The sequence below is a fragment of the Burkholderia sp. BE12 genome (genome assembly GCF_002959955.1).
GTDB lineage: Bacteria > Pseudomonadota > Gammaproteobacteria > Burkholderiales > Burkholderiaceae > Burkholderia.
Genome location: NZ_PREY01000018.1, coordinates 66,681 through 86,584 on the forward strand (window position 1 = coordinate 66,681; position 19,904 = coordinate 86,584).

Sequence of the window (19,904 nt, forward strand, 5' to 3'; positions counted from 1 at the left end):
ACATGAAACGTTCCCCATACTCGCTACGCTCATTGCCCCGCCGCGGGGTATCGGCCCGCCACGGGCGGCCGGGAGCGATCTGACATGGCCGGGATTCTGATCATCGCGCACGCTCCGCTCGCCACCGCGCTGCGGGACTGCATCGCGCACATCTACGGCGGCGTGCCCGCCCGCATCGGCTGCATCGACGTGACCGCGGACAGCGATCCGACCCAGGTGATGGCGTTTGCGCACGCGGAACTCGCACGGCTGCGGGAAGACAACGGCGTGGTCGTGCTGACCGACATGTACGGCGCGACGCCCGCGAACATCGCGGGCCAGCTCGCGAAGCTCGACAACGTGCGCGTGCTGGCGGGCGTGAACCTGCCGATGCTCGTGCGGGCCGTCTGCTACCGCACCGTGCCGCTCGACAAGCTGGTCGACAAGGCGCTGTCCGGCGGCGCGAAGGGCGTCCACGAGGTGTCGTCCGGCACGCCGCCGCCGCCGACGGAAACCGGCTGCGGCCAGTGCGCGCCGATTCCGCCCGAACCGCAGCCGCGCACCGAATCGCACTGAGCGTCCGTTTTCCGTTTTAGACCGACCCGCCGGCGCGCGCCGCCGGTGGTCCCGACCGACCCGACCGAGAATCATGCTTCAACAAGAAACCACCATCGTCAATAAATTGGGGCTCCATGCGCGCGCATCGGCCAAGCTTACGCAACTGGCCGGCAACTTCCAGTCGGAAGTCTGGATGACACGCAACGGGCGCAAGATCAATGCGAAGAGCATCATGGGCGTGATGATGCTGGCGGCCGGCATCGGCAGCACCGTGACGATCGAGACCGAAGGGCCCGACGAGCGGGAAGCGATGGACGCACTGCTGAAGCTGATCGCCGACAAGTTCGGCGAAGGCCAGTGAGCGCTGCGCGGAATCATTGCCGTTTCCAGTCAGAATGCCGCGGATGTCGCGGCATTTTTTTCGTCGGAAGCATTGATGCGGAAAGCGCAATGCTGCGCTGCATGCAGTCAGTAGGGAGTCGCGGAATTTATAATCGCTAACCGGGGTCATAAGCGCATCGCAGCAGTGTGCCGCGGCTTTACTTGTCCAGAGGAGGTGCGCGTGTCCTTCACGCTGCAAGGCATTCCCGTCTCACGAGGTATCGCGATCGGGCGAGCGTATCTGATCGCGCCGGCGGCGCTCGACGTCGCCCATTACCTGATCGAGACCAACCAGACCGACGCCGAGGTCGAGCGATTCCGCACGGCGCTCGACGTCGTGCGTCGCGAGCTCGAAGCGCTGCGCGCCGACCTGAGCGTCGACACGCCGAGCGAAGTCGGCGCATTCATCGACGTCCACACGATGATCCTGAGCGACGAGATGCTCGTGCAGGAAACCATCGACCTGATCCGCACGCGCCGCTACAACGTCGAATGGGCGCTGACCGAGCAGCTCGAACTGCTCACGCGCCATTTCGACGACATCGAGGACGAATACCTGCGCGAGCGCAAGGCCGACATCGAGCAGGTGGTCGAGCGCGTGCTGAAGGCGCTCGCCGGTGCGCCGTCCGCGTCGCAAGCGCTCGGCCGCGCGGCCAGGAACGGCACGAGCGAGATGATCGTCGTCGCGCACGACATCGCGCCGGCCGACATGATGCAGTTCAAGACGCAGTCGTTCCAGGCGTTCGTCACCGATCTCGGCGGGCGCACGTCGCACACGGCGATCGTCGCGCGCAGCCTCGGCATTCCGGCCGCGGTCGGCGTGCAGCATGCGAGCGCGCTGATTCGCCAGGACGACCTGATCATCGTCGACGGCGACCAGGGCATCGTGATCGTCGATCCGGCGCCGATCGTCCTCGAGGAGTATTCGTACCGCCAGTCCGAGAAGCTGCTGGAGCAACGCAAGCTGCAGCGCCTGAAGTTCTCGCCGACGCAAACGCTGTGCGGCACGAAGATCGACCTGTACGCGAACATCGAGCTGCCCGACGACGCGAAGGCGGCCGTCGAGGCCGGCGCGGTCGGCGTCGGCCTGTTCCGCTCCGAGTTCCTGTTCATGCATCAGAAGGAGATGCCCGAAGAGGAGGAGCAGTTCGCCGCGTACAAGCGCGCCGTCGAGTGGATGAAGGGCATGCCGGTGACGATCCGCACGATCGACGTCGGCGCGGACAAGCCGCTCGAGGCGCTCGACGAAGGCTACGAAACGGCGCCGAACCCGGCGCTCGGCCTGCGCGCGATCCGCTGGAGCCTGTCCGAGCCGCAGATGTTCCTCACGCAGTTGCGCGCGATCCTGCGCGCGTCCGCGTTCGGCCAGGTGAAGATCCTGATCCCGATGCTCGCGCACGCGCAGGAGATCGACCAGACGCTCGACCTGATCCGCGAGGCGAAGCGCCAGCTCGACGACGCGGGGCTCGCATACGATCCGAACGTGCGCCTCGGCGCGATGATCGAGATTCCGGCCGCGGCGATCGCGCTGCCGCTGTTCCTGAAGCGCTTCGATTTCTTGTCGATCGGCACGAACGACCTGATCCAGTACACGCTCGCGATCGATCGCGCCGACAACGCGGTCGCGCACCTGTACGACCCGCTGCATCCGGCCGTGCTGCATCTGATCGCGTACACGCTGCGCGAAGCGAAGCGCGCGGGCGTGTCGGTGTCGGTGTGCGGGGAGATGGCGGGCGACCCGGCGCTCACGCGCCTGTTGCTCGGAATGGGGCTCACCGAGTTCTCGATGCACCCGAGCCAGTTGCTCGTCGTCAAGCAGGAAATCCTGCGCGCGCATTTGAAGGCGCTCGAAAAGCCGACGGCCGACGTGCTGGCCGCGTTCGAGCCGGAAGAGGTGCAGGCGGCGCTGCAGCGGCTGTCGGTCGCCGAGCCGCGGGCGGATGCGGCCGCTTAGGCGGTTTCGGCGCCGCTAATTATAGCGAAGCGTCACGCATGCGCGGCCCCGCGCATGCCCGTCGCGCGTCAGTGCCGGCCCCCGCACACGGGGCAGTCGGCCTGGCGCGCGATTTTCATCGTCGTCCATTCCATCCGCAGCGAATCGAGCATCATCAGCCGCCCGTTCAGCGTCTTGCCGATGCCGCCGATCACGCGCAGCGCCTCGGCCGCCTGCATCGCGCCGATGATCCCGACGGTCGGCGCGAACACGCCCATCGTCGCGCACGCGACTTCCTCGAACGGCTGGTCTTCCGGAAACACGCACGCATAGCAGGGCGCGGCCGCGTCGCGGAAGTCGAACGTGCTGATCTGGCCATCGAAGCGCAGCGCGGCGCCCGACACGAGCGGCACGCCGTGCGCGACGCACGCGCGGTTGATCGCGTGCCGCGTCGCGAAGTTGTCGGTGCAGTCGAGCACGACGCTTGCGTGCGGCACGTGCGTGTCGAGCCACGCATCGTCGACGCGCGCCGCGACCGCGTTCACCGTCACCTCGGGGTTCAGTTGCGCGAGCGCGTCGCGCCCCGATTCGACCTTGCTGCGGCCGACCGATGCCGTCACATGCAGGATCTGCCGCTGCAGGTTCGTGAGGTCGACCGTATCGGCGTCGACGAGCGTGAGCGTGCCGACCCCCGATGCCGCGAGATACATCGCGGCCGGCGAGCCGAGGCCGCCCGCGCCGACGACGATCGCATGCGCGTCGAGAAAGCGCTGCTGCGCCTCGATGCCGATCTCGTCGACGAGGATGTGGCGGGAGTAGCGAAGGAGTTGATCGTCGTTCATGGGCAATCGTGAGCGAGGCGGACGTTCGTTATTTTAGGCGCGCATGAAAAACGGGCCATCGCGGTCTTCCCGCGATGGCCCGTTGGATGCCGGCCGGCGCTTACTTCGGCGCGGATGCCGGCTTCGGTGCGGAAGCCGGCTTCGCGGCGCTTGCGCCCGATGCCTTCGCAGCCGCGGCGGCCTTGCCGGCCGGGCTCTTCGTCACGCTCTCGGCGATCAGCGACTTCGATTCCTGGACCGGCTTGCCTTCGAGCTTGTTGAGCGCCTGCTGCATCATGAAGTCGTCGGCGCTGCCGAACTCGATCGGCTTGCGATCGCGATCCTTCTGGCGTTGCTCCGGCGTCTTCTTGTCGTTCTGCTCTTCGAGGACGCGCAGCTGATCCATCCGGCGCTGATCGCGCTCTTCCTGTTCCTTCTTCTCGTTCGGATCCTGCGTGTTCGCGAGGTGGTTCGAATAGTCGACCTCACGCGTCACGAGCACGTCGTCGGGATCGCCGTCCGCGTACTGATCGACCGGGATGTCGGGCGTGATGCCCTTGTTCTGGATCGAACGGCCGCTCGGCGTGTAGTAGTACGCGGTGGTCAGGCGCAGCGCGGTGTCGGCCGTCATCGGGCGGACCGTCTGCACCGAACCCTTGCCGAACGTCGTCTTGCCCATGATCTGCGCGCGCTTCGAATCCTGCAGCGCACCGGCGACGATTTCCGACGCGGACGCCGAATACGCGTTCGTCAGCACGATCATCGGCACGGTCTTGAAGATCGGCGGCAGATTCTTCAGCGGATCGCCGTCGAAGGACGGCAGGCGATAGTTGTCGTACGTATCGCGGTAGACCTGCTTCGAATCGGGAATCTGGCCGTTGGTGGACACGACGACGGAGTCGGGCGGCAGGAACGCGCCGGCCACGCCGACCGCGCTCTGCAACAGGCCGCCGCCGTTGTTGCGCAGGTCGACGATCAGGCCCTTCAGGTTCGGCTGCTGGCGCGCGATGTCCTGCAGCTTCTGCGCGAGATCCGGCGTCGTGCGCTCCTGGAAGCTCGTGATGCGGATGTACGCGTAGCCCGGGTCGAGCATCTTCAGCTTCACGCTCTGGACCTTGATGATCGCGCGCGTGACCGTGACCGGGAACGTGCGGTCGTCGCTCTTGCGGAAGATCGTCAGCGTGACCTTGGTACCCGGCTCGCCGCGCATCTGCTTCACGGCCTTGTCGAGCGTCATGCCGCGCACCGGCTTGTCGTTGATGCGCGTGATCAGGTCGCCCGGACGGATGCCGGCGCGGAACGCGGGGGTGTCCTCGATCGGCGAGATCACCTTGACGAGGCCGTCTTCCTGCGAGATCTCGATGCCGAGGCCCGCGAAGCGGCCCTTCGTCTGCTCCTGCAGCTCGTCATAGTCGGTCTTGTCGAGGAACGACGAGTGCGGATCGAGGCTCGACACCATGCCCTTGATCGCGGCCGTCAGCAGCTTCTTGTCGTCGACCGGTTCAACGTACTCGCGCTTGATCTGCCCGAATACTTCCGCGAACAGGCGGAGCTGGTCGAGGGGAAGCGGCGCCGTGGCGGTCTGCTCGGCCGATGCGGAAACCTGCAGCGTGGCGAACACGCCCGTGGCGAGGCCCGCGGCAATCAGGCCGATGTTCTTCAAATTCATTCGCATAGAGAGTCTGGTGCGGTCGGGAAGCGCGTGGCGGTAGCGGGGATGTAGCGGACAAGTATAACTGTTCGTCCGATAACTCAGTGGAACGGCGCGAAAAGCGTCGAAAAGGCCGCAAAGGGCCCGGCGGGCCGCCGCCGGGCGCGCTGCGGGGTTCGAAAGCGCATTCGACCGCGGCAGGGCCGCGAAGGTTCGCGCGGCGTGCGGACCGGCGTCGACGGCGAGGCCGGGGCCCTGCACGCCGCGCCGGAACGCGGCCTGCCCGCCGCGCCGGGCGTCAGCCCGCCTTGCCCTGCTTCGCGACGGCGGCCTGCGCCTGCGCGATCGCTTCCTGGTCGCCGAGGTAATAGTGCTTGATCGGCTTCAGGTTCTCGTCGAGTTCGTAGACAAGCGGCACGCCGTTCGGGATGTTCAGGCCGACGATGTCGCTGTCCGAGATGCCGTCGAGGTACTTGATCAGCGCGCGCAGCGAGTTGCCGTGCGCGGCGATCAGCACCTGCTTGCCGGCGCGCACCGCCGGCGCGATCGACTCGTTCCACAACGGCAGCACGCGCGCGACCGTGTCCTTCAGGCACTCGGTGAGCGGCAGCTGCTCGCGCGGCACCTTCGCATAGCGCGGGTCGTTGAATGGCGCGCGCTCGTCGGTCGGCTCGAGCGCGGGCGGCGGCGTGTCGTAGCTGCGGCGCCACACGAGCACCTGCTCGTCGCCGAACTTCGCGGCCGTTTCCGCCTTGTTCAGGCCCGACAGCGCGCCGTAGTGGCGCTCGTTCAGGCGCCACGAGTGGACGACCGGCAGGTACATCAGGTCCATCTTGTCCTGCACGTGCCACAGCGTGCGGATCGCACGCTTGAGCACCGACGTGTACGCGATGTCGAACGTGTAGCCGGCCTCCCTGAGCAATTCGCCGGCCTGGTAGGCCTCGTTGCGACCCTGTTCGGTCAGGTCGACGTCGACCCAGCCGGTGAAGCGGTTTTCCTTGTTCCACGTCGATTCGCCGTGGCGGATGAGAACGAGTTTGTACATGGATCTTGCGGTCGGTAGTGAAGGGAAGCGGGGCGCGTCGCGCGGCACCCTGACCGGGCCCGCCATCGCGCAAGGCGGTTATTTTATAATGGCAGGATTGTCCTCATCCGATTTCTCTTCTTCCGGCGGAATTCCGTGACGTTCTTTACCAATTACACCAACCTGGCCCTTATCGCGATCCTGGTGGTTTCCGGCGGCCTGCTCGCATGGCCCGCACTCCGCCGCGGCCGCGGCGGCCTGTCTGCCGCGGAGGCCACGCAACTCATCAACCGTCGCAACGCGGTCGTGATCGACGTGCGCGCCGCCTCCGATTTCGCCGCCGGCCACCTGCCGTCGGCGCGTCAGGTCGCGGCGGGCGAGATCGGCGCGAAAATTGCGCAGGTCGCGAAGAACAAGAGCACCCCGGTGCTGCTCGTCTGCCAGAACGGCCAGCAGTCGCAGAAGGCGGCGCGCGAGGTCGAGGCGGCGGGTTACGCCGAGGTGCACGTGCTCGAAGGCGGCGTGGCCGCCTGGCAGCAGGCCGGGATGCCGGTCGTCAAACAAGGAGTGGCGAAGTGAACAAGGTTTTGATGTACAGCACACAGGTGTGTCCGTATTGCATGCAGGCCGAGCGCCTGCTGAAGCTGCGCGGTGTCGAGCAGATCGAGAAGGTGCTGATCGACCGCGATCCGGCCCGCCGCGAGGAAATGATGACGCGCACGGGGCGCCGCACGGTGCCGCAGATCTATATCGGCGACACGCACGTGGGCGGCTACGACGATCTGTCGAAGCTCGACCGCGAAGGCGGCCTCGTGCCGCTTCTGCAAGCGGCCTGATTAGGGCAGAATGGCCGCCGGCCGCGCCGCGGCTTGGGCGCGCAGGATTCATCCGTGGCGGCCGGCGAACAGCCGGGCCGCCCCGTCACCACTTTTAGGGAAACACCATGTCCGACGTCGAAAACCAACCGTTCTTCAACATCCAGCGCGTCTACCTGAAGGATATGTCGCTCGAGCAGCCGAATTCGCCGGCGATCTTCCTCGAGCAGGACATGCCGTCGGTTGAAGTCGAAGTCGACGTCAAGGCTGACCGCCTCGCGGAAAGCGTGTTCGAAGTCGTCGTGTCGGGTACCGTCACCGCGAAGGTGAAGGACAAGGTCGCGTTCCTGATCGAAGCGAAGCAGGCCGGCATTTTCGACATTCGCAACATTCCGGACGAACAACTCGACCCGCTCGTCGGCATCGCATGCCCGACGATCCTGTTCCCGTACCTGCGCTCGAACATCGCCGACGCGATCACGCGCGCCGGCTTCCCGCCGATCCACCTGGCGGAAATCAACTTCCAGGCGCTGTACGAGCAGCGTCTCGCGCAGCTTCAGCAGCAGGCCGGCGGCGCAGCAGCGCCGAACGGCGCGCCGAATGGCACGACGCTGAACTGACGCTTCGCTCGGACCGGTGCTGGGTATGAAAGTAGCCGTTCTCGGCGCCGGTGCCTGGGGCACCGCGCTCGCGGGCCATCTGGCCGCGCGGCACGATACGCTTCTGTGGGCGCGCGATGCCGCGCTCATCGCCGGGCTGCAGGCCCGGCACGAAAATTCCCGCTATCTGGACGGCATCGCGCTGCCTGACGCGCTGCGCTACGACGCCGATCTCGGCGCCGCGCTCGCGCATGGCGCCGCGGACGACGCGCTGTGCGTGATCGCCGCGCCGGTGGCCGGGCTGCGCACGCTGTGTCGCGCGATGCGCGACGCAGGCTGCGTGCCGGCGCACATCGTCTGGGTCTGCAAGGGCTTCGACGCCGACACGCATCTGCTGCCGCATCAGGTGATCGCGGCCGAGCTGCCCGAACAACGGAGCAACGGCGTGCTGTCGGGCCCGAGTTTCGCGCGCGAGGTCGGGCAGTCGCTGCCCGTCGCGTTGACGGTGGCGAGCACGTCGGCCGAATGCCGCGAGCGCACGCTCGCCGCGTTCCATCACGGCGCGATGCGGATCTATACGGGCGACGACGTGGTCGGCGTCGAGGTCGGCGGCGCGGTGAAGAACGTGCTGGCGATCGCGACCGGCATTTCCGACGGTCTCGGCCTCGGGCTGAACGCGCGCGCCGCGCTGATCACGCGCGGCCTCGCCGAAATGTCGCGGCTCGGCGTGGCGCTCGGCGGCCGCGCGGAAACCTTCACGGGCCTCACGGGCCTCGGCGACCTGATCCTCACCGCGACGGGCGACCTGTCGCGCAACCGCACGGTCGGCCTGCAACTGGCGGCCGGCTGCACGCTGAACGACATCCTCGGCGCGCTCGGCCACGTGGCCGAAGGCGTGCGCTGCGCGCAGGCCGTGCTGGCGCTCGCACGCGCGCAGTCGATCGAAATGCCGATCACGGAAGCCGTGTGCGGCGTGCTGTTCGACGGCATCGCGCCGCGCGACGCGGTCAGCGGCCTGCTGCGCCGCGACGCGCGCGCGGAGTAGCACGGGCGGGCATCGCCCGGCACGGTCGCGCCGGGCGCGCGGCGCCAAAGCGAGCTACGCTTGAAGCGTCTCCGGCGTTCCGCGAGGTCGTCATGCTGCAGATCCATTCCACCACGCTCGATGCGCAGGTCGTCGACATCACGACGCTCGACGTCGATGCGATCGTCAACGCCGCGAACGGCTCGCTGCTCGGCGGGGGCGGCGTCGACGGCGCGATTCATCGCGCGGCCGGCCCCGGGCTGCTCGCCGAGTGCCGCACGCTCGGCGGCTGCGACACCGGCGACGCGAAGCTCACGCGCGGCCACCGGTTGCCGGCGCGCTACGTGATTCATGCGGTCGGCCCCGTGTGGTACGGCGGCGCGCGCGGCGAGGCCGAGCTGCTTGCGTCGTGCTACCGGCGCGCGATCGAGCTGGCCGAAGAAGTCGCCGCGACGTCGATCGCGTTTCCGGCGATCAGTTGCGGGATCTACCGTTATCCGGCTGAAGCCGCCGTCGACATCGCGGTCGGTACCGTCGCCGAGATGCTCGCGCAGGCGCCGAACCTTGCCCGCGTCGTGTTCGCTTGCTTTTCCCCCGACATCTACGACCTGTACCGCGCGCGGCTCGCGCGAACCTGACGCGTTCGGCGCCGCGGGTCGTATCCGGCGAGCGCGTCAGGCGCCACCTTCGAAGCCGGCCTGACGCCACGCCTCGAACACCACCACCGCGACCGTGTTCGACAGGTTCAGGCTGCGGTTGTCCGGCCGCATCGGCAGGCGCACGCGCTGTTCGTTCGGAAAACGTTCGAGCAGCTCGGCGGGCAGGCCGCGCGTTTCGGAGCCGAACACGAACCAGTCGCCGGGCAGGAACGCACGATCGTGGAAGCGGCCCGAGCCGCGCGTCGTGAACGCGAACATCCGCGCGGGGTCGGGCGCTTCGGCGGCGACGAACGCGTCCCAGTCGCGGTGCACGCGCATCTGCGCATACTCGTGATAGTCGAGGCCGGCGCGGCGCATCCGCGCGTCGTCGAGCGGGAAGCCGAGCGGCTCGATCAGGTGCAGGCGCGCACCGGTGTTCGCGCACAGACGGATCACGTTGCCGGTGTTCGGCGGAATTTCGGGGGCGACGAGAACGACGTTGAACATGTTTCGGTTTGGCTGGGGCGGCCGGAGCGGCGCAAAGGCGCGCGTGCATCCGGCCGGCCGGTTCGTGACGGCCGCACGCCGGCGGCCGGCCTCTCTATCTAATTAATCCCTGGCGGTGCGCAGCGCAACCAGATTCGTCACGCGCGCGGCGCCCGCCGCCTTCAGCGCCTGCGCGGCCGCCGCGAGCGTCGCGCCGGACGTCATCACGTCGTCGACGAGCGCGACGTGGCGCCCGGCGACGCCGCCTGCCACCGCGAAAGCCGCCATCACGTTGTCGCGTCGTGCGTGCCGGTCGAGCCGCGACTGCGGCGCGGTATCGGCGACGCGCGCGAGCAACGCTGCCTCCGCTTGCACGCCGAGCCGGCGCGCGAGCGGACGCGCGATCGCCCACGCCTGGTTGTAGCCGCGAGCGACGAGCCGCCGGTGCGACAGCGGCACCGGCGCGACGAGGTCGAAGTCGCGCGCGCCACGCGTATCGTCGACTAGCCGTGCGAGCCGGGCCGCGAATTCGCCGCCGAGCGCGAGCCGTGCATGAAACTTCAGGCCGCGCGCGAGCCCGTCGAGCGGCGCGCGGTAATCGGCGAGCGCGAGCGTCGCATCGAATGGCGGCGGCGCGGTGCGGCACGCGTCGCACCGGTACGCGGCCGCGCGGCCGGCGCCGATGCGACCGCCGCCGGGCGATCGCGCCTGCCCGACGCCGAGCGGCAACGCGCAGACGTCGCAGCGCAGCCGCGCTTCATTCCAGTACGCGGCATCGCAGGCGCCGCAAATCACGACATGTGACAAATTGCCGCATAGCGCGCACCGATTCGGCAACGCGATCGCGGCAACGCGCGCGACCCGTATTCTGACCTGCGACAAAACGACGCGCATCGTGCGCTCGGCGGAACCACGGACCATCGCAACACTCCTGGCACGCCGCCTCGATGAAGCTTGCGAGGCGAGCGAGTATACTTCGGGCTCTTCGCCAGTGTGCCCGACATGTCCCCAGCTTCGACTTCAACCGGCCGTCCGGCCAATGACACCCGGCGCCTGCGGCGGATCTTCGACCGCCGTGCCGCCACGTTCGACGCGGTTGCGTTCCTGCCGCGCGAGATCGCGCAGCGGATGAACGAGCGTCTCGAATACATCAAGGTGAGCCCCGCGGCCGTGCTGGATGCGGGCTGCGGCCCGGGCGACGATCTCCCGGCGCTGCGCGCGCGCTTTCCGGAAGCGCCGGTGTTCGGCGTGGACCTGTCCGGCGCGATGCTCGCGCGGGCCGGTCAGCGCGAAGTCGAGCAGACCACCTGGCGCCGCTGGCTGCCGGCATCGCTCGGCCGGGCGCTGGGCCAGCGCGGCCCGCGCGTCGCGCAGGCCGACTTCGCCGCGCTGCCGTTTCCCGGCGGCGCGTTCGACCTGATCTGGTCGAATCTCGCACTCCACTGGCATTCGCGTCCCGACGCCGTGCTGCCCGAATGGCAGCGCGTGCTGCGCGTGAACGGGCTGCTGATGTTCAGCACGCTCGGCCCCGACACGCTGCGCGAGCTGCGCGCGGCCTGCGCGGATGCCGAAGCGGCGCTCGGCATTGCGCCGCCCACCGCGCGCGTGATCGATTTCGTCGATATGCACGACCTCGGCGACATGCTCGTCGAGAGCGGCTTCGAGATTCCCGTGATGGACCAGGAAGTGCTGACCGTCACCTACAAATCCGCTGATTCCCTGCTGGCCGACGTGCGCCGCTGGGGCGCCTACCCGTTCGAGCGCATGGCGCCCCAGCACGCGACGCGGCGCTTTCGCGCGGCGCTCGGCGACGCGCTGGACGCGCGCCGGCGCGAGGACGGCACGATCCCGCTGACCTTCGAGGTGATCTACGGCCACGCGTGGAAGGCCGTGCCGCGCACGACCGCGGAAGGGCACGGGATCGTGCGCATCGAGGATATCGGCAAGGGGCGTCCGAAGAATCGGTAAAGCGGTAAAGAGGGGTTTTGTTATGTCCGAAATTAGCGGCGCAAAGCGGGGTCGAATTAGCGCCCAAAACGGCCGGAAAGCTTGTCGCGCTTGGCTTGGCGGGCGATAGGCGCTTGCTTGTGGATGCCATTGAACCCGCCTATAATGCGTCAGCTTGTCGTCCCGGGGTCCCCGCAATACGGGGCGACGAGTCCGATGCAGGCATGCATCGCATGCCATTCGCGTGAGGCGGCGATGGGAGCAGCGAGGGTTTTGGCGGAGACGGCGGACAGCGAACCGGTCCTCGAAGACTGGCTCATGAAACGCAACTGTTCGGTGTCGCCACGCCAGTTCGTGCTGTTTTACGCGTCGCTCGCGGGCTTCTCGCTGGCGATCGCGGCGTTGCTGATGTGGAGAGGGGTCTGGCTCGTCATGCCCTTCACCGGCATCGAGTTGCTGGCGGTGGGTGTCGCATTTGCGATCTATGCTCGCCATGCGGTCGATTACGAGCGCATCAGGCTGTTTCCGCACCGGCTCGTGATCGAGCGGATGGATGCGGAGCGGCTCACGCAGATCGAATTCAACCCGCGCTGGGTGCGGGTCGAGCCGGGTGCGACGCCACGCGATCCGATTCGGCTGGTATCGCGCGGGCAGACCGTCGTAATCGGGCAGCATCTCGCGCAGTACAAGCGTGCGCAGTTCGCCGACGAACTGCGCGTGTCGCTCAGGCGCTGCGGCTGACGAGGCGCAGTCATCGGCCGGAACAGGCCGGCGGCTTGCGACGGGGGAGGGTTTGAATGGAAATTTTGGGTAAGGATGCTATGAAAACAATCAAGCGAGCCCTCGCGGGCGTGCTGGCATGCAGCGGATTGCTCTTTGCCGGTGCGGCCCTGGCGGTCGGTGATAGCCCGGGCGGCCCCCGTGTCAACGAGATCAACTTTCAGCCGCCGGTCACGAAAATCGCCGAGGAGCTCTACGATCTCCACACGATGATGCTGATCCTGTGTACGGTGATCTTCGTCGGCGTGTTCGGCGTGATGTTCTATTCGATCTTCGCGCACCGCAAATCCAAGGGCCACAAGGCCGCCAATTTCCATGAAAGCACGACCGTCGAGATCATCTGGACGATCGTGCCGTTCGTCATCGTCGTGCTGATGGCGCTGCCGGCGACGAAGGCCGTCGTCGCGATGAAGGACACGACGAACGCCGATCTCACGATCAAGGTCACCGGCTACCAGTGGAAGTGGGGCTACGACTACGTGAAGGGCCCGGGCGAGGGCATCGGTTTCCTGTCGACGCTGACCACCCCGCGCGACGAAGTGATGGGCAAGAAGCCGATCACCGACACCTATCTGCAGGAAGTCGACAATCCGCTCGTCGTGCCGGTCAACAAGAAGATCCGCATCATCACGACCGCGAACGACGTCGTCCACTCGTGGTACGTGCCCGCGTTCGGCGTGAAGCAGGATGCGATCCCCGGCTTCGTGCGCGACACGTGGTTCAAGGCCGACAAGGTCGGAACGTTCCGCGGGTTCTGTACCGAGCTGTGCGGCAAGGAACACGCGTACATGCCGGTCGTCGTCGAAGTCCTGTCGGACGACGACTACGCGAAGTGGGTCACGGCGCAGAAGGCGAAGCTCGCCAGCGCAGCGGTCGATCCGAACAAGGTCTACACGATGGCCGAACTCGTCGCGCACGGCGAGGAAGTCTACAAGGCGAATTGCGCGGCCTGCCACCAGGTGAACGGCAAGGGCCTCGGCGCGTTCCCGGCGATGGACGGCAGCCCGATCGCGAACGGCCCGATCGCGGCTCACGTCGAGCGCGTGCTGCACGGCAAGGGCGCGATGCCGTCGTGGGCGTCGCTGTCGGACCTCGACATCGCCTCGGTCGTCACGTACGAACGCAACTCGTGGGGCAACCACAAGAACGACCTGCTGCAGCCGAAGCAAGTGGCTGACGCGCGCAACGGCAAGATGCCGGAAGACGCGGCGGGCGCGGCAACGGCCGCGGCGCCGGCGGAAGCGGCTTCGGCACCGGCGCAAGCCGCGTCGGGTGCCGAGCAGTCGGCGGCGGCATCGGCGGCGGCATCGGCCGCGCTGTCGACGATCTACTTCGAGACGGGCAAGAGCGTGCTGCCGGCCGACGCGAAGGCGGCGATCGCCGCCGCGGCCGACTATGCGAAGGCGCATCCGGACGCGAAGCTCGCGCTGTCGGGTTTCACCGACAAGTCGGGCTCGGCCGACGCGAACGCCGAACTGGCGAAGCATCGGGCTCAGGCCGTGCGCGATGCGCTGAAGACAGCAGGCGTGGCGGAAGACCACATTATTCTCAAAAAGCCGGAAACGATCACGGGCGGGGCTGACGCGAAGGAAGCCCGGCGTGTCGAGATCGGCCCGGCGGCTTGACGTGTCGCTGAGTTAGTCGACGTATTCGCATTAGGAGATTCTCATGTCTAGCATCGGGCACGACGTAGCCGCGGACCACGCGCACGACGACCACGCGCACGGAGCCCCGCACGGCTGGCGTCGCTGGCTGTTCGCCACCAACCACAAGGACATCGGTACGCTGTACCTGCTGTTCTCGTTCATCATGTTCCTGTCGGGCGGCGTGATGGCGCTCGGCATCCGTGCCGAGCTGTTCGAGCCGGGCCTGCAGATCATGCGTCCGGAGTTCTTCAACGAACTCACGACGATGCATGGCCTGATCATGGTGTTCGGCGCGATCATGCCGGCCTTCGTCGGCTTCGCGAACTGGATGATTCCGCTGCAGATCGGCGCATCCGACATGGCGTTCGCGCGGATGAACAACTTCAGCTTCTGGCTGCTGCCGGTCGCGGCCGTGCTGCTGGTCGGTTCGTTCTTCGCGCCGGGCGGCGCGACGGCGGCCGGCTGGACGCTGTACGCACCGCTGTCGACGCAGATGGGCCCGGGCATGGACTTCGCGATCTTCGCGGTCCACATCATGGGCGCGTCGTCGATCATGGGCGGGATCAACATCGTCGTGACGATCCTGAACATGCGCGCGCCGGGCATGACGCTGATGAAGATGCCGATGTTCGCGTGGACGTGGCTGATCACCGCCTACCTGCTGATCGCCGTGATGCCGGTCCTGGCAGGCGCGATCACGATGGTGCTGTTCGACCGCCACTTCGGCACGTCGTTCTTCAACGCGGCAGGCGGCGGCGACCCGGTGATGTACCAGCACATCTTCTGGTTCTTCGGCCACCCCGAGGTGTACATCATGATTCTGCCGGCGTTCGGGATCGTGTCGCAGGTGATCCCGGCGTTCGCGCGCAAGACGCTGTTCGGTTATAGCTCGATGGTGTACGCGACGGCATCGATCGCGATCCTGTCGTTCATGGTCTGGGCGCACCACATGTTCGCCACGGGCATGCCGGTCACCGGCCAGCTGTTCTTCATGTACGCGACGATGCTGATCGCGGTGCCGACGGGCGTGAAGGTGTTCAACTGGCTCGCGACGATGTGGCGCGGCTCGATGACGTTCGAAACGCCGATGCTGTTCGCGATCGGCTTCTTGTTCGTGTTCACGTTCGGCGGCCTGACGGGCCTGATGCTCGCGATGGCGCCGCTCGACATCCAGTATCACGGCACCTACTTCGTGGTCGCGCACTTCCACTACGTGCTGGTGGCCGGCTCGTTGTTCGCGCTGTTCTCGGGCTGGTACTACTGGGCGCCGAAGTGGACGGGCTGGATGTACAACGAGACGCGCGGCAAGATCCACTTCTGGGCGTCGATGATCTTCTTCAACCTGACGTTCTTCCCGATGCACTTCGTCGGTCTCGCGGGCATGCCGCGCCGCTATGCGGACTACCCGGCGCAGTTCACGGACTTCAACCAGGTGGCGACGATCGGCGCATTCGGCTTCGGCCTCGCGCAGGTGTACTTCCTGTTCGCGGTCGCGCTGCCGGCCTACCGCGGCGGCGGCGAGCTGGAAAAGGCGTCGGACAAGCCGTGGGATGGCGCGACGGGCCTCGAGTGGACGGTGCCGAGCCCGGCTCCCTTCCACACGTTCGAGCAACCGCCGCACGTCGAGTAAGTTTCACCCGGCGTTCCGCCGCTGCCTGCCCCGCAGGCAGGCGCGGCGGGCGCCGAATCGATGGATCAGCGAAGTTTCAGCGAAGTTGCAGATGACCCGGAATCCACAAGAAAGACGAACGCCCGAGCAGATCCGCGCGGGCAACAAGCGGCTCGGCCTCACCCTGCTCGTCATCGCCGCCGTTTTTTTTGTGGGTGTCGTGATCAAGCAGTGGTGGCTGTCCACCCACTGATGCAGTAATTGACGCAGTAGCGAGGAAGTCGTCGTATGTCGAAGCCGGAAGAGGGCGCCGTGGATCGTGCGTTCAATCGTTCGATGCTGGTGAAGCTCTTCGTCGTGGCCGGGCTGATGTTCGGTTTCGGCTTCGCGCTGATCCCGATGTATCGGGCGATCTGCCAGATCACCGGCATCAACAACCTGGTGCAGCGCGATGTCAGCGAGCGCGAGGTGAAGAATTCGCAGGTCGACTATGGCCGCACGGTGTCGGTCGAGTTCGATGCGAATGCACGCGGGCCGCTCGGGTTCAGGCCGGAGCACAACAGTCTCGACGTGCATCCGGGCGAACTGACGACGATCGTGTACGACGTGACGAACGGGCAGGGCCGGCCGGTCGTGGCGCAGGCGATTCCGAGCTATGCGCCGAAGCAGGCGACGGAGTTCTTCAAGAAGATCGAGTGCTTTTGCTTCACGCAGCAGACGCTGACCGCGAACGAATCGCGCAAGATGCCGGTGGTGTTCGTGATCGACCCGAAATTGCCGAAGGACGTGAAGACGATCACGCTGTCGTACACGTTCTTCGAACTGAATACGCCGGCCACGCCGGCACCGGCGCAGCGCAGTACGGCGGCGGCGCAGGGTGCGGCAAAGCCGGACGCATGACGATGGAGGCGGGGCGATGACGGAGGTCAAGCGGAGTGGAACGTTCGGTCAGGCACTGAGAGCGGTGCTGTGGTCGTTCTTCGGAGTGCGCAAGCGGCGCGACCTGGAGGCCGACGCGACGCAGCTCAATCCGTTGCACGTGCTGATCGTCGCGTTGATCGCGGCCGGCGTGTTCATCGGTGTGCTGATCCTGATCGTGCGTGCCGTCGTGGGCTGAGGCGCGCGGCTAGCGGCCCGCGGCCACGAAAGAATGCAGTGCGCGGCGCCACGGCGCGGCGTGCGGGAAAGCGCGGCGGCGGTCTCGCCGCGCAAGAAATAAAGCCGGAGCGGTTTCCGGTACACAAATTGGACTGAAGTGGAGAATCAAGCATGAGCGGTCAAAACCAGACCCCGTACTATTTCGTGCCGCATCCGTCGCAGCATCCGATCAGCGCGGCCATCGGCCTGCTGGTCATGCTCGGGTCGGTAGCGCTGTGGATCAACGGTCACGACTGGGCGCCGTTTACGGCGCTGCTCGGCCTGCTGTGGTTGCTCTTCACGCTGTATCACTGGTTCGGCGACGCAATCGCCGAATCGGAGGGCGGTCATTACGGCAAGAACGTCGACAAGTCGTACCGCTGGAGCATGAGCTGGTTCATCTTCTCGGAAGTCATGTTCTTCGGCGCGTTCTTCGGCGCGCTGTTCTATGCGCGCGAAATCGCGCTGCACCAGCTCGGCAGCCTCGACTACAAGCTGATCTGGCCGGACTTCTCCGCCGTGTGGCCGAACGAAGGCCCCGCCGCGCTCGCCGGTCACTTCAAGACGATGGGCCCGTGGCCGATCCCGACGCTGAACACCGCGTTCCTGCTGTCGTCGGGCGTGACGCTGACGATCTCGCACCACGCGCTGCGCGACGATCATCGCAAGAAGGCGATTGCCTGGCTGGCCGCGACGCTCGTGTTCGGGATCTGCTTCCTGTTCCTGCAGGGCTTCGAGTACTACCACGCGTACAACGAACTGAACCTGACGCTGAACTCGGGCGTGTACGGTTCGACGTTCTTCCTGCTGACCGGCTTCCACGGCTTCCACGTGTTCCTCGGCGGCACGATGCTCGCGGTGGTGCTGGTGCGGATGATTCGTGGTCACTTCAAGCCCGATCATCACTTCGCCTTCGAAGGCGCCGCGTGGTACTGGCACTTCGTCGACGTCGTCTGGCTCGGCCTGTACGTCGTCGTCTACTGGCTGTAAATGGAAAAACGGCCCGCGCAGCGATGCGCGGGTCGTTTTCATTGGTGGGTGGGCGCGGCGGCGAAGCCGCGGGCGCCACCACCCCGGCGCCGCCGCGACTCAGTCAGGCGGCGCTTTTGCTTGGTGGCGCGGCCGTGCGGCGAAATGTCACAGCGGTGACAGCCGCCGGCACGGCAACGCCATCAACGTCCGATCGGCAGGCCGGTCGAATGGATCCAGCCCATCCAGTTCGCGAACAGGATGAACAGGAACAGCGACACCGACAGCCCGACGCGGGTGGCGAGCGACCAGACCATGCGCTTCGTATGGCCGCGGTCGTGCATCATGAAGTAGAGCGCCGAGCCCATGCTGGCGATGATGAGGACGAAGGCGATGGGAACGAGTATGTGCATGACACGAACCGGACGACGGCAATTCGAAAGGGAGAGGATAATTATCGCACTTCGCTTTCGCGCATGTGCCGGGCGGGGCGCACGATGAAGATTCGCTGGCTGCCCGCGCTGCTGATTCTCGTCGTCGTCGCCGTCACGATCCGTCTCGGTTTCTGGCAACGCGACCGCGCGCACCAGAAGGAAGCGCTGCAGGCGAGCATCGCGCGCTACGAGCAGGCGGCGCCGATCGATATCGGCGCGCAGCCGGTTCCGCTCGCGTCGATCGAGTTTCATCGCGTGCGGGCAAAAGGCCGTTTCATGCCCGAGCAAGCGGTGTTCCTCGACAATCGGCCGTATAACGACCAGCCGGGTTTTTACGTCGTGATGCCGTTTAAACTCACGGGCGGCGGCGTCGTGCTCGTGAACCGCGGCTGGCTGCCGCGCAACGTCGCCGATCGCACAGCGATCGAGCCGTTCGCGACGCCGGCGGGCGACGTCGAGATCGTCGGCATCGCGCGCGCCGATGCGTCGCGCGCGTTCGAGCTCGGCGAAGGCGGGTCGGCCGCGCACCAGAAGATCCGGCAGAACCTCGACGTCGCCGCGTATGCGAAGGAAACCGGGCTGCCGTTGCAGCCGTTCGTGATCCAGCAGACGAGCGACGACGGCGACAAGCTCGTGCGCGACTGGCCGGCGGCGACGACCGGCGTCGAGCGCAATTACGGTTATATGTTTCAGTGGTGGGCGATGGCGGCGGCCGCGCTCGGCTTCGGCCTGTACGCCGCGCGGCGTGCGGCGAAGAAGTCGGCCGGCGCGTGAGCGTCATGCCAGGACGCGGCGCCGGCGCCGCGGGTTCGTTTCGAGAGGTCTGATTTGTCCATGCAATCTTCCCGTCAAGGTCCGGCCGCTGCGCCGGTGTCGCCCGCGGCCCGCAAGCGCGGCCGCTGGATGCTCGTGCTGCTGGGTCTCGTGTGCGCCGCACCGATGATCGCGTCGTACTTCACCTATTACGTGATCAAGCCGAAGGGCGGATCGACGAACTACGGCACGCTGATCGAGCCGCAGCGCCCGATCCCGGCGGATCTGCAGGTCACCGACGAAACCGGCAAGACGGTGCCGCTGTCGTCGCTGCGCGGTGTCTGGCTGTTCGTGATGACCGACCGCAGCGCGTGCGACGACGCCTGCGCGCAGAAGCTCTATTTCATGCGCCAGATCCGCGTCACGCAGGCGGGCGAGCGGCACCGGATCACGATGGTGTGGCTGCGCAGCGATGCGGGCGCGACGCCGCAAAAGGTGCTGGACGCGTATCCGGACACGCGCCGGCTCGTCGCCGATCCGGCCGCGGTGGCCGCGTGGCTGCCGGCCGATGCCGGCACGAAGGACAGCGACCACATCTACATGGTCGATCCGAACGGCAACCTGATGATGCGTTTCCCGAAAGACCCGAATCCCAGCAAGATCAAGTCGGACGTGACGAAGCTGCTGAAGTGGTCGAGCATCGGTTAAGGCGAGAGAACG

The 19,904-nt window shown here is 66.8% G+C and carries 24 protein-coding genes; 18 read left to right on the plus strand and 6 right to left on the minus strand.

What is annotated here, in order from left to right:
- Positions 1–84: 84 nt before the first annotated feature.
- The 3 genes from C4B30_RS20800 (at position 85) to ptsP (ending at position 2,872) form a co-directional block, all read left to right on the plus strand.
- On the plus strand, positions 85–555 hold the full coding sequence (locus C4B30_RS20800; protein WP_027785521.1) for a PTS sugar transporter subunit IIA: 471 nt from the start codon (positions 85–87) through the stop codon (positions 553–555).
- Positions 556–628: 73 nt separating this feature from the next.
- A complete protein-coding gene (locus C4B30_RS20805) occupies positions 629–898 on the plus strand; it encodes an HPr family phosphocarrier protein (protein ID WP_006477716.1) in 270 nt (89 codons plus the stop codon).
- A 201-nt stretch (positions 899–1,099) separates the two neighbouring features.
- On the plus strand, positions 1,100–2,872 hold the full coding sequence (ptsP, locus tag C4B30_RS20810; RefSeq protein ID WP_027785520.1) for a phosphoenolpyruvate--protein phosphotransferase: 1,773 nt from the start codon (positions 1,100–1,102) through the stop codon (positions 2,870–2,872).
- A gap of 68 nt (positions 2,873–2,940) precedes the next feature.
- Here the strand turns inward: ptsP and C4B30_RS20815 are convergent, their stop codons facing one another.
- The 3 genes from C4B30_RS20815 to gpmA form a co-directional block, all read right to left on the minus strand.
- Positions 2,941–3,693 carry a HesA/MoeB/ThiF family protein gene (locus C4B30_RS20815; RefSeq protein ID WP_027785519.1) on the minus strand — a complete coding sequence of 251 codons (753 nt, stop codon included), beginning with the start codon at positions 3,691–3,693 and terminating at the stop codon, positions 2,941–2,943.
- Positions 3,694–3,793: 100 nt separating this feature from the next.
- Positions 3,794–5,347, minus strand: a complete 1,554-nt coding sequence (locus C4B30_RS20820; RefSeq protein ID WP_027785518.1) for a S41 family peptidase — start codon at positions 5,345–5,347, stop codon at positions 3,794–3,796.
- Between the two features lie 274 nt (positions 5,348–5,621).
- A complete protein-coding gene (gene gpmA, locus C4B30_RS20825; RefSeq protein WP_027785517.1) occupies positions 5,622–6,368 on the minus strand; it encodes a 2,3-diphosphoglycerate-dependent phosphoglycerate mutase in 747 nt (248 codons plus the stop codon).
- Between the two features lie 135 nt (positions 6,369–6,503).
- Here gpmA and C4B30_RS20830 point away from each other — a divergent pair, with 135 nt between their 5' ends.
- The 5 genes from C4B30_RS20830 (at position 6,504) to C4B30_RS20850 (ending at position 9,423) form a co-directional block, all read left to right on the plus strand.
- A complete protein-coding gene (locus tag C4B30_RS20830; RefSeq protein ID WP_027785516.1) occupies positions 6,504–6,926 on the plus strand; it encodes a rhodanese-like domain-containing protein in 423 nt (140 codons plus the stop codon).
- Positions 6,923–7,183 (plus strand): glutaredoxin 3, encoded by a 261-nt coding sequence (gene grxC / locus C4B30_RS20835; protein WP_006477722.1) that lies wholly within the window; start codon positions 6,923–6,925, stop codon positions 7,181–7,183. Before C4B30_RS20830 ends, grxC begins: the two co-directional genes overlap by 4 nt.
- Positions 7,184–7,290: 107 nt before the next feature.
- Positions 7,291–7,782: a protein-export chaperone SecB gene (gene secB, locus C4B30_RS20840; protein ID WP_027785515.1), complete on the plus strand. Its 492-nt coding sequence runs from the start codon at positions 7,291–7,293 to the stop codon at positions 7,780–7,782.
- A gap of 25 nt (positions 7,783–7,807) precedes the next feature.
- Positions 7,808–8,806 carry an NAD(P)H-dependent glycerol-3-phosphate dehydrogenase gene (locus tag C4B30_RS20845; RefSeq protein WP_027785514.1) on the plus strand — a complete coding sequence of 333 codons (999 nt, stop codon included), beginning with the start codon at positions 7,808–7,810 and terminating at the stop codon, positions 8,804–8,806.
- 92 nt (positions 8,807–8,898) lie between these two features.
- Positions 8,899–9,423 (plus strand): O-acetyl-ADP-ribose deacetylase, encoded by a 525-nt coding sequence (locus C4B30_RS20850; RefSeq protein ID WP_027785513.1) that lies wholly within the window; start codon positions 8,899–8,901, stop codon positions 9,421–9,423.
- Positions 9,424–9,459: 36 nt separating this feature from the next.
- On the opposite strand, the gene trmL is transcribed toward C4B30_RS20850, so the two are convergent.
- The gene (gene trmL, locus C4B30_RS20855) at positions 9,460–9,930 is read right to left on the minus strand and encodes a tRNA (uridine(34)/cytosine(34)/5-carboxymethylaminomethyluridine(34)-2'-O)-methyltransferase TrmL (RefSeq protein ID WP_027785512.1); all 471 of its coding nucleotides are present in this window, start codon (positions 9,928–9,930) and stop codon (positions 9,460–9,462) included.
- 102 nt (positions 9,931–10,032) lie between these two features.
- Positions 10,033–10,830 carry a ComF family protein gene (locus C4B30_RS20860; protein ID WP_027785511.1) on the minus strand — a complete coding sequence of 266 codons (798 nt, stop codon included), beginning with the start codon at positions 10,828–10,830 and terminating at the stop codon, positions 10,033–10,035.
- 81 nt (positions 10,831–10,911) lie between these two features.
- Here C4B30_RS20860 and C4B30_RS20865 point away from each other — a divergent pair, with 81 nt between their 5' ends.
- The 8 genes from C4B30_RS20865 to C4B30_RS20895 all read left to right on the plus strand — a co-directional run bounded on the left by C4B30_RS20865 (position 10,912) and on the right by C4B30_RS20895 (position 18,018).
- On the plus strand, positions 10,912–11,877 hold the full coding sequence (locus C4B30_RS20865) for a methyltransferase domain-containing protein (RefSeq protein ID WP_027785510.1): 966 nt from the start codon (positions 10,912–10,914) through the stop codon (positions 11,875–11,877).
- Positions 11,878–12,072: 195 nt separating this feature from the next.
- The gene (locus tag C4B30_RS20870) at positions 12,073–12,597 is read left to right on the plus strand and encodes a DUF2244 domain-containing protein (RefSeq protein WP_051421408.1); all 525 of its coding nucleotides are present in this window, start codon (positions 12,073–12,075) and stop codon (positions 12,595–12,597) included.
- Positions 12,598–12,653: 56 nt separating this feature from the next.
- Positions 12,654–14,261 carry a cytochrome c oxidase subunit II gene (gene coxB / locus C4B30_RS20875; protein ID WP_027785508.1) on the plus strand — a complete coding sequence of 536 codons (1,608 nt, stop codon included), beginning with the start codon at positions 12,654–12,656 and terminating at the stop codon, positions 14,259–14,261.
- Between the two features lie 43 nt (positions 14,262–14,304).
- The gene (gene ctaD, locus C4B30_RS20880) at positions 14,305–15,912 is read left to right on the plus strand and encodes a cytochrome c oxidase subunit I (protein WP_027785507.1); all 1,608 of its coding nucleotides are present in this window, start codon (positions 14,305–14,307) and stop codon (positions 15,910–15,912) included.
- 91 nt (positions 15,913–16,003) lie between these two features.
- Positions 16,004–16,144, plus strand: coding sequence for a cytochrome oxidase small assembly protein (locus C4B30_RS35685; protein WP_006486385.1), 141 nt, complete (start codon positions 16,004–16,006; stop codon positions 16,142–16,144).
- Positions 16,145–16,179: 35 nt separating this feature from the next.
- The gene (locus tag C4B30_RS20885) at positions 16,180–16,791 is read left to right on the plus strand and encodes a cytochrome c oxidase assembly protein (RefSeq protein WP_027785506.1); all 612 of its coding nucleotides are present in this window, start codon (positions 16,180–16,182) and stop codon (positions 16,789–16,791) included.
- A gap of 16 nt (positions 16,792–16,807) precedes the next feature.
- Complete coding sequence (locus C4B30_RS20890) at positions 16,808–17,008, plus strand: DUF2970 domain-containing protein (RefSeq protein WP_027785505.1); 201 nt, start codon at positions 16,808–16,810, stop codon at positions 17,006–17,008.
- Positions 17,009–17,160: 152 nt separating this feature from the next.
- Positions 17,161–18,018, plus strand: a complete 858-nt coding sequence (locus tag C4B30_RS20895; RefSeq protein ID WP_027785504.1) for a cytochrome c oxidase subunit 3 — start codon at positions 17,161–17,163, stop codon at positions 18,016–18,018.
- A 182-nt stretch (positions 18,019–18,200) separates the two neighbouring features.
- Here C4B30_RS20895 and C4B30_RS20900 read toward each other — a convergent pair whose 3' ends face one another.
- Positions 18,201–18,410, minus strand: a complete 210-nt coding sequence (locus C4B30_RS20900) for a twin transmembrane helix small protein (RefSeq protein WP_006752055.1) — start codon at positions 18,408–18,410, stop codon at positions 18,201–18,203.
- An 84-nt stretch (positions 18,411–18,494) separates the two neighbouring features.
- On the opposite strand from C4B30_RS20900, the gene C4B30_RS20905 reads away from it, so the two are divergent.
- Both C4B30_RS20905 and C4B30_RS20910 read left to right on the plus strand, forming a co-directional pair.
- Entirely contained in the window at positions 18,495–19,205 is a 711-nt protein-coding gene (locus C4B30_RS20905) for an SURF1 family protein (protein WP_034185444.1), read from the plus strand.
- A gap of 60 nt (positions 19,206–19,265) precedes the next feature.
- Complete coding sequence (locus C4B30_RS20910) at positions 19,266–19,892, plus strand: SCO family protein (RefSeq protein WP_027785502.1); 627 nt, start codon at positions 19,266–19,268, stop codon at positions 19,890–19,892.
- Positions 19,893–19,904: the final 12 nt, after the last annotated feature.

Excerpts from the sequence above, each read along its gene's own strand:
- C4B30_RS20800 (WP_027785521.1), top strand. The coding sequence starts at position 85 with ATGGCCGGGATTCTGATCATCGCGCACGCTCCGCTCGCCACCGCGCTG.
- C4B30_RS20805 (WP_006477716.1), top strand. The coding sequence starts at position 629 with ATGCTTCAACAAGAAACCACCATCGTCAATAAATTGGGGCTCCATGCG.
- C4B30_RS20815 (WP_027785519.1), bottom strand. The coding sequence starts at position 3,693 with ATGAACGACGATCAACTCCTTCGCTACTCCCGCCACATCCTCGTCGAC.
- C4B30_RS20820 (WP_027785518.1), bottom strand. The coding sequence starts at position 5,347 with ATGCGAATGAATTTGAAGAACATCGGCCTGATTGCCGCGGGCCTCGCC.
- gpmA (WP_027785517.1), bottom strand. The coding sequence starts at position 6,368 with ATGTACAAACTCGTTCTCATCCGCCACGGCGAATCGACGTGGAACAAG.
- secB (WP_027785515.1), top strand. The coding sequence starts at position 7,291 with ATGTCCGACGTCGAAAACCAACCGTTCTTCAACATCCAGCGCGTCTAC.
- C4B30_RS20845 (WP_027785514.1), top strand. The coding sequence starts at position 7,808 with ATGAAAGTAGCCGTTCTCGGCGCCGGTGCCTGGGGCACCGCGCTCGCG.
- C4B30_RS20850 (WP_027785513.1), top strand. The coding sequence starts at position 8,899 with ATGCTGCAGATCCATTCCACCACGCTCGATGCGCAGGTCGTCGACATC.
- trmL (WP_027785512.1), bottom strand. The coding sequence starts at position 9,930 with ATGTTCAACGTCGTTCTCGTCGCCCCCGAAATTCCGCCGAACACCGGC.
- C4B30_RS20860 (WP_027785511.1), bottom strand. The coding sequence starts at position 10,830 with ATGGTCCGTGGTTCCGCCGAGCGCACGATGCGCGTCGTTTTGTCGCAG.
- C4B30_RS20865 (WP_027785510.1), top strand. The coding sequence starts at position 10,912 with ATGTCCCCAGCTTCGACTTCAACCGGCCGTCCGGCCAATGACACCCGG.
- C4B30_RS20870 (WP_051421408.1), top strand. The coding sequence starts at position 12,073 with ATGCAGGCATGCATCGCATGCCATTCGCGTGAGGCGGCGATGGGAGCA.
- coxB (WP_027785508.1), top strand. The coding sequence starts at position 12,654 with ATGGAAATTTTGGGTAAGGATGCTATGAAAACAATCAAGCGAGCCCTC.
- ctaD (WP_027785507.1), top strand. The coding sequence starts at position 14,305 with ATGTCTAGCATCGGGCACGACGTAGCCGCGGACCACGCGCACGACGAC.
- C4B30_RS35685 (WP_006486385.1), top strand. The coding sequence starts at position 16,004 with ATGACCCGGAATCCACAAGAAAGACGAACGCCCGAGCAGATCCGCGCG.
- C4B30_RS20885 (WP_027785506.1), top strand. The coding sequence starts at position 16,180 with ATGTCGAAGCCGGAAGAGGGCGCCGTGGATCGTGCGTTCAATCGTTCG.
- C4B30_RS20890 (WP_027785505.1), top strand. The coding sequence starts at position 16,808 with ATGACGGAGGTCAAGCGGAGTGGAACGTTCGGTCAGGCACTGAGAGCG.
- C4B30_RS20895 (WP_027785504.1), top strand. The coding sequence starts at position 17,161 with ATGAGCGGTCAAAACCAGACCCCGTACTATTTCGTGCCGCATCCGTCG.
- C4B30_RS20900 (WP_006752055.1), bottom strand. The coding sequence starts at position 18,410 with ATGCACATACTCGTTCCCATCGCCTTCGTCCTCATCATCGCCAGCATG.
- C4B30_RS20905 (WP_034185444.1), top strand. The coding sequence starts at position 18,495 with ATGAAGATTCGCTGGCTGCCCGCGCTGCTGATTCTCGTCGTCGTCGCC.
- C4B30_RS20910 (WP_027785502.1), top strand. The coding sequence starts at position 19,266 with ATGCAATCTTCCCGTCAAGGTCCGGCCGCTGCGCCGGTGTCGCCCGCG.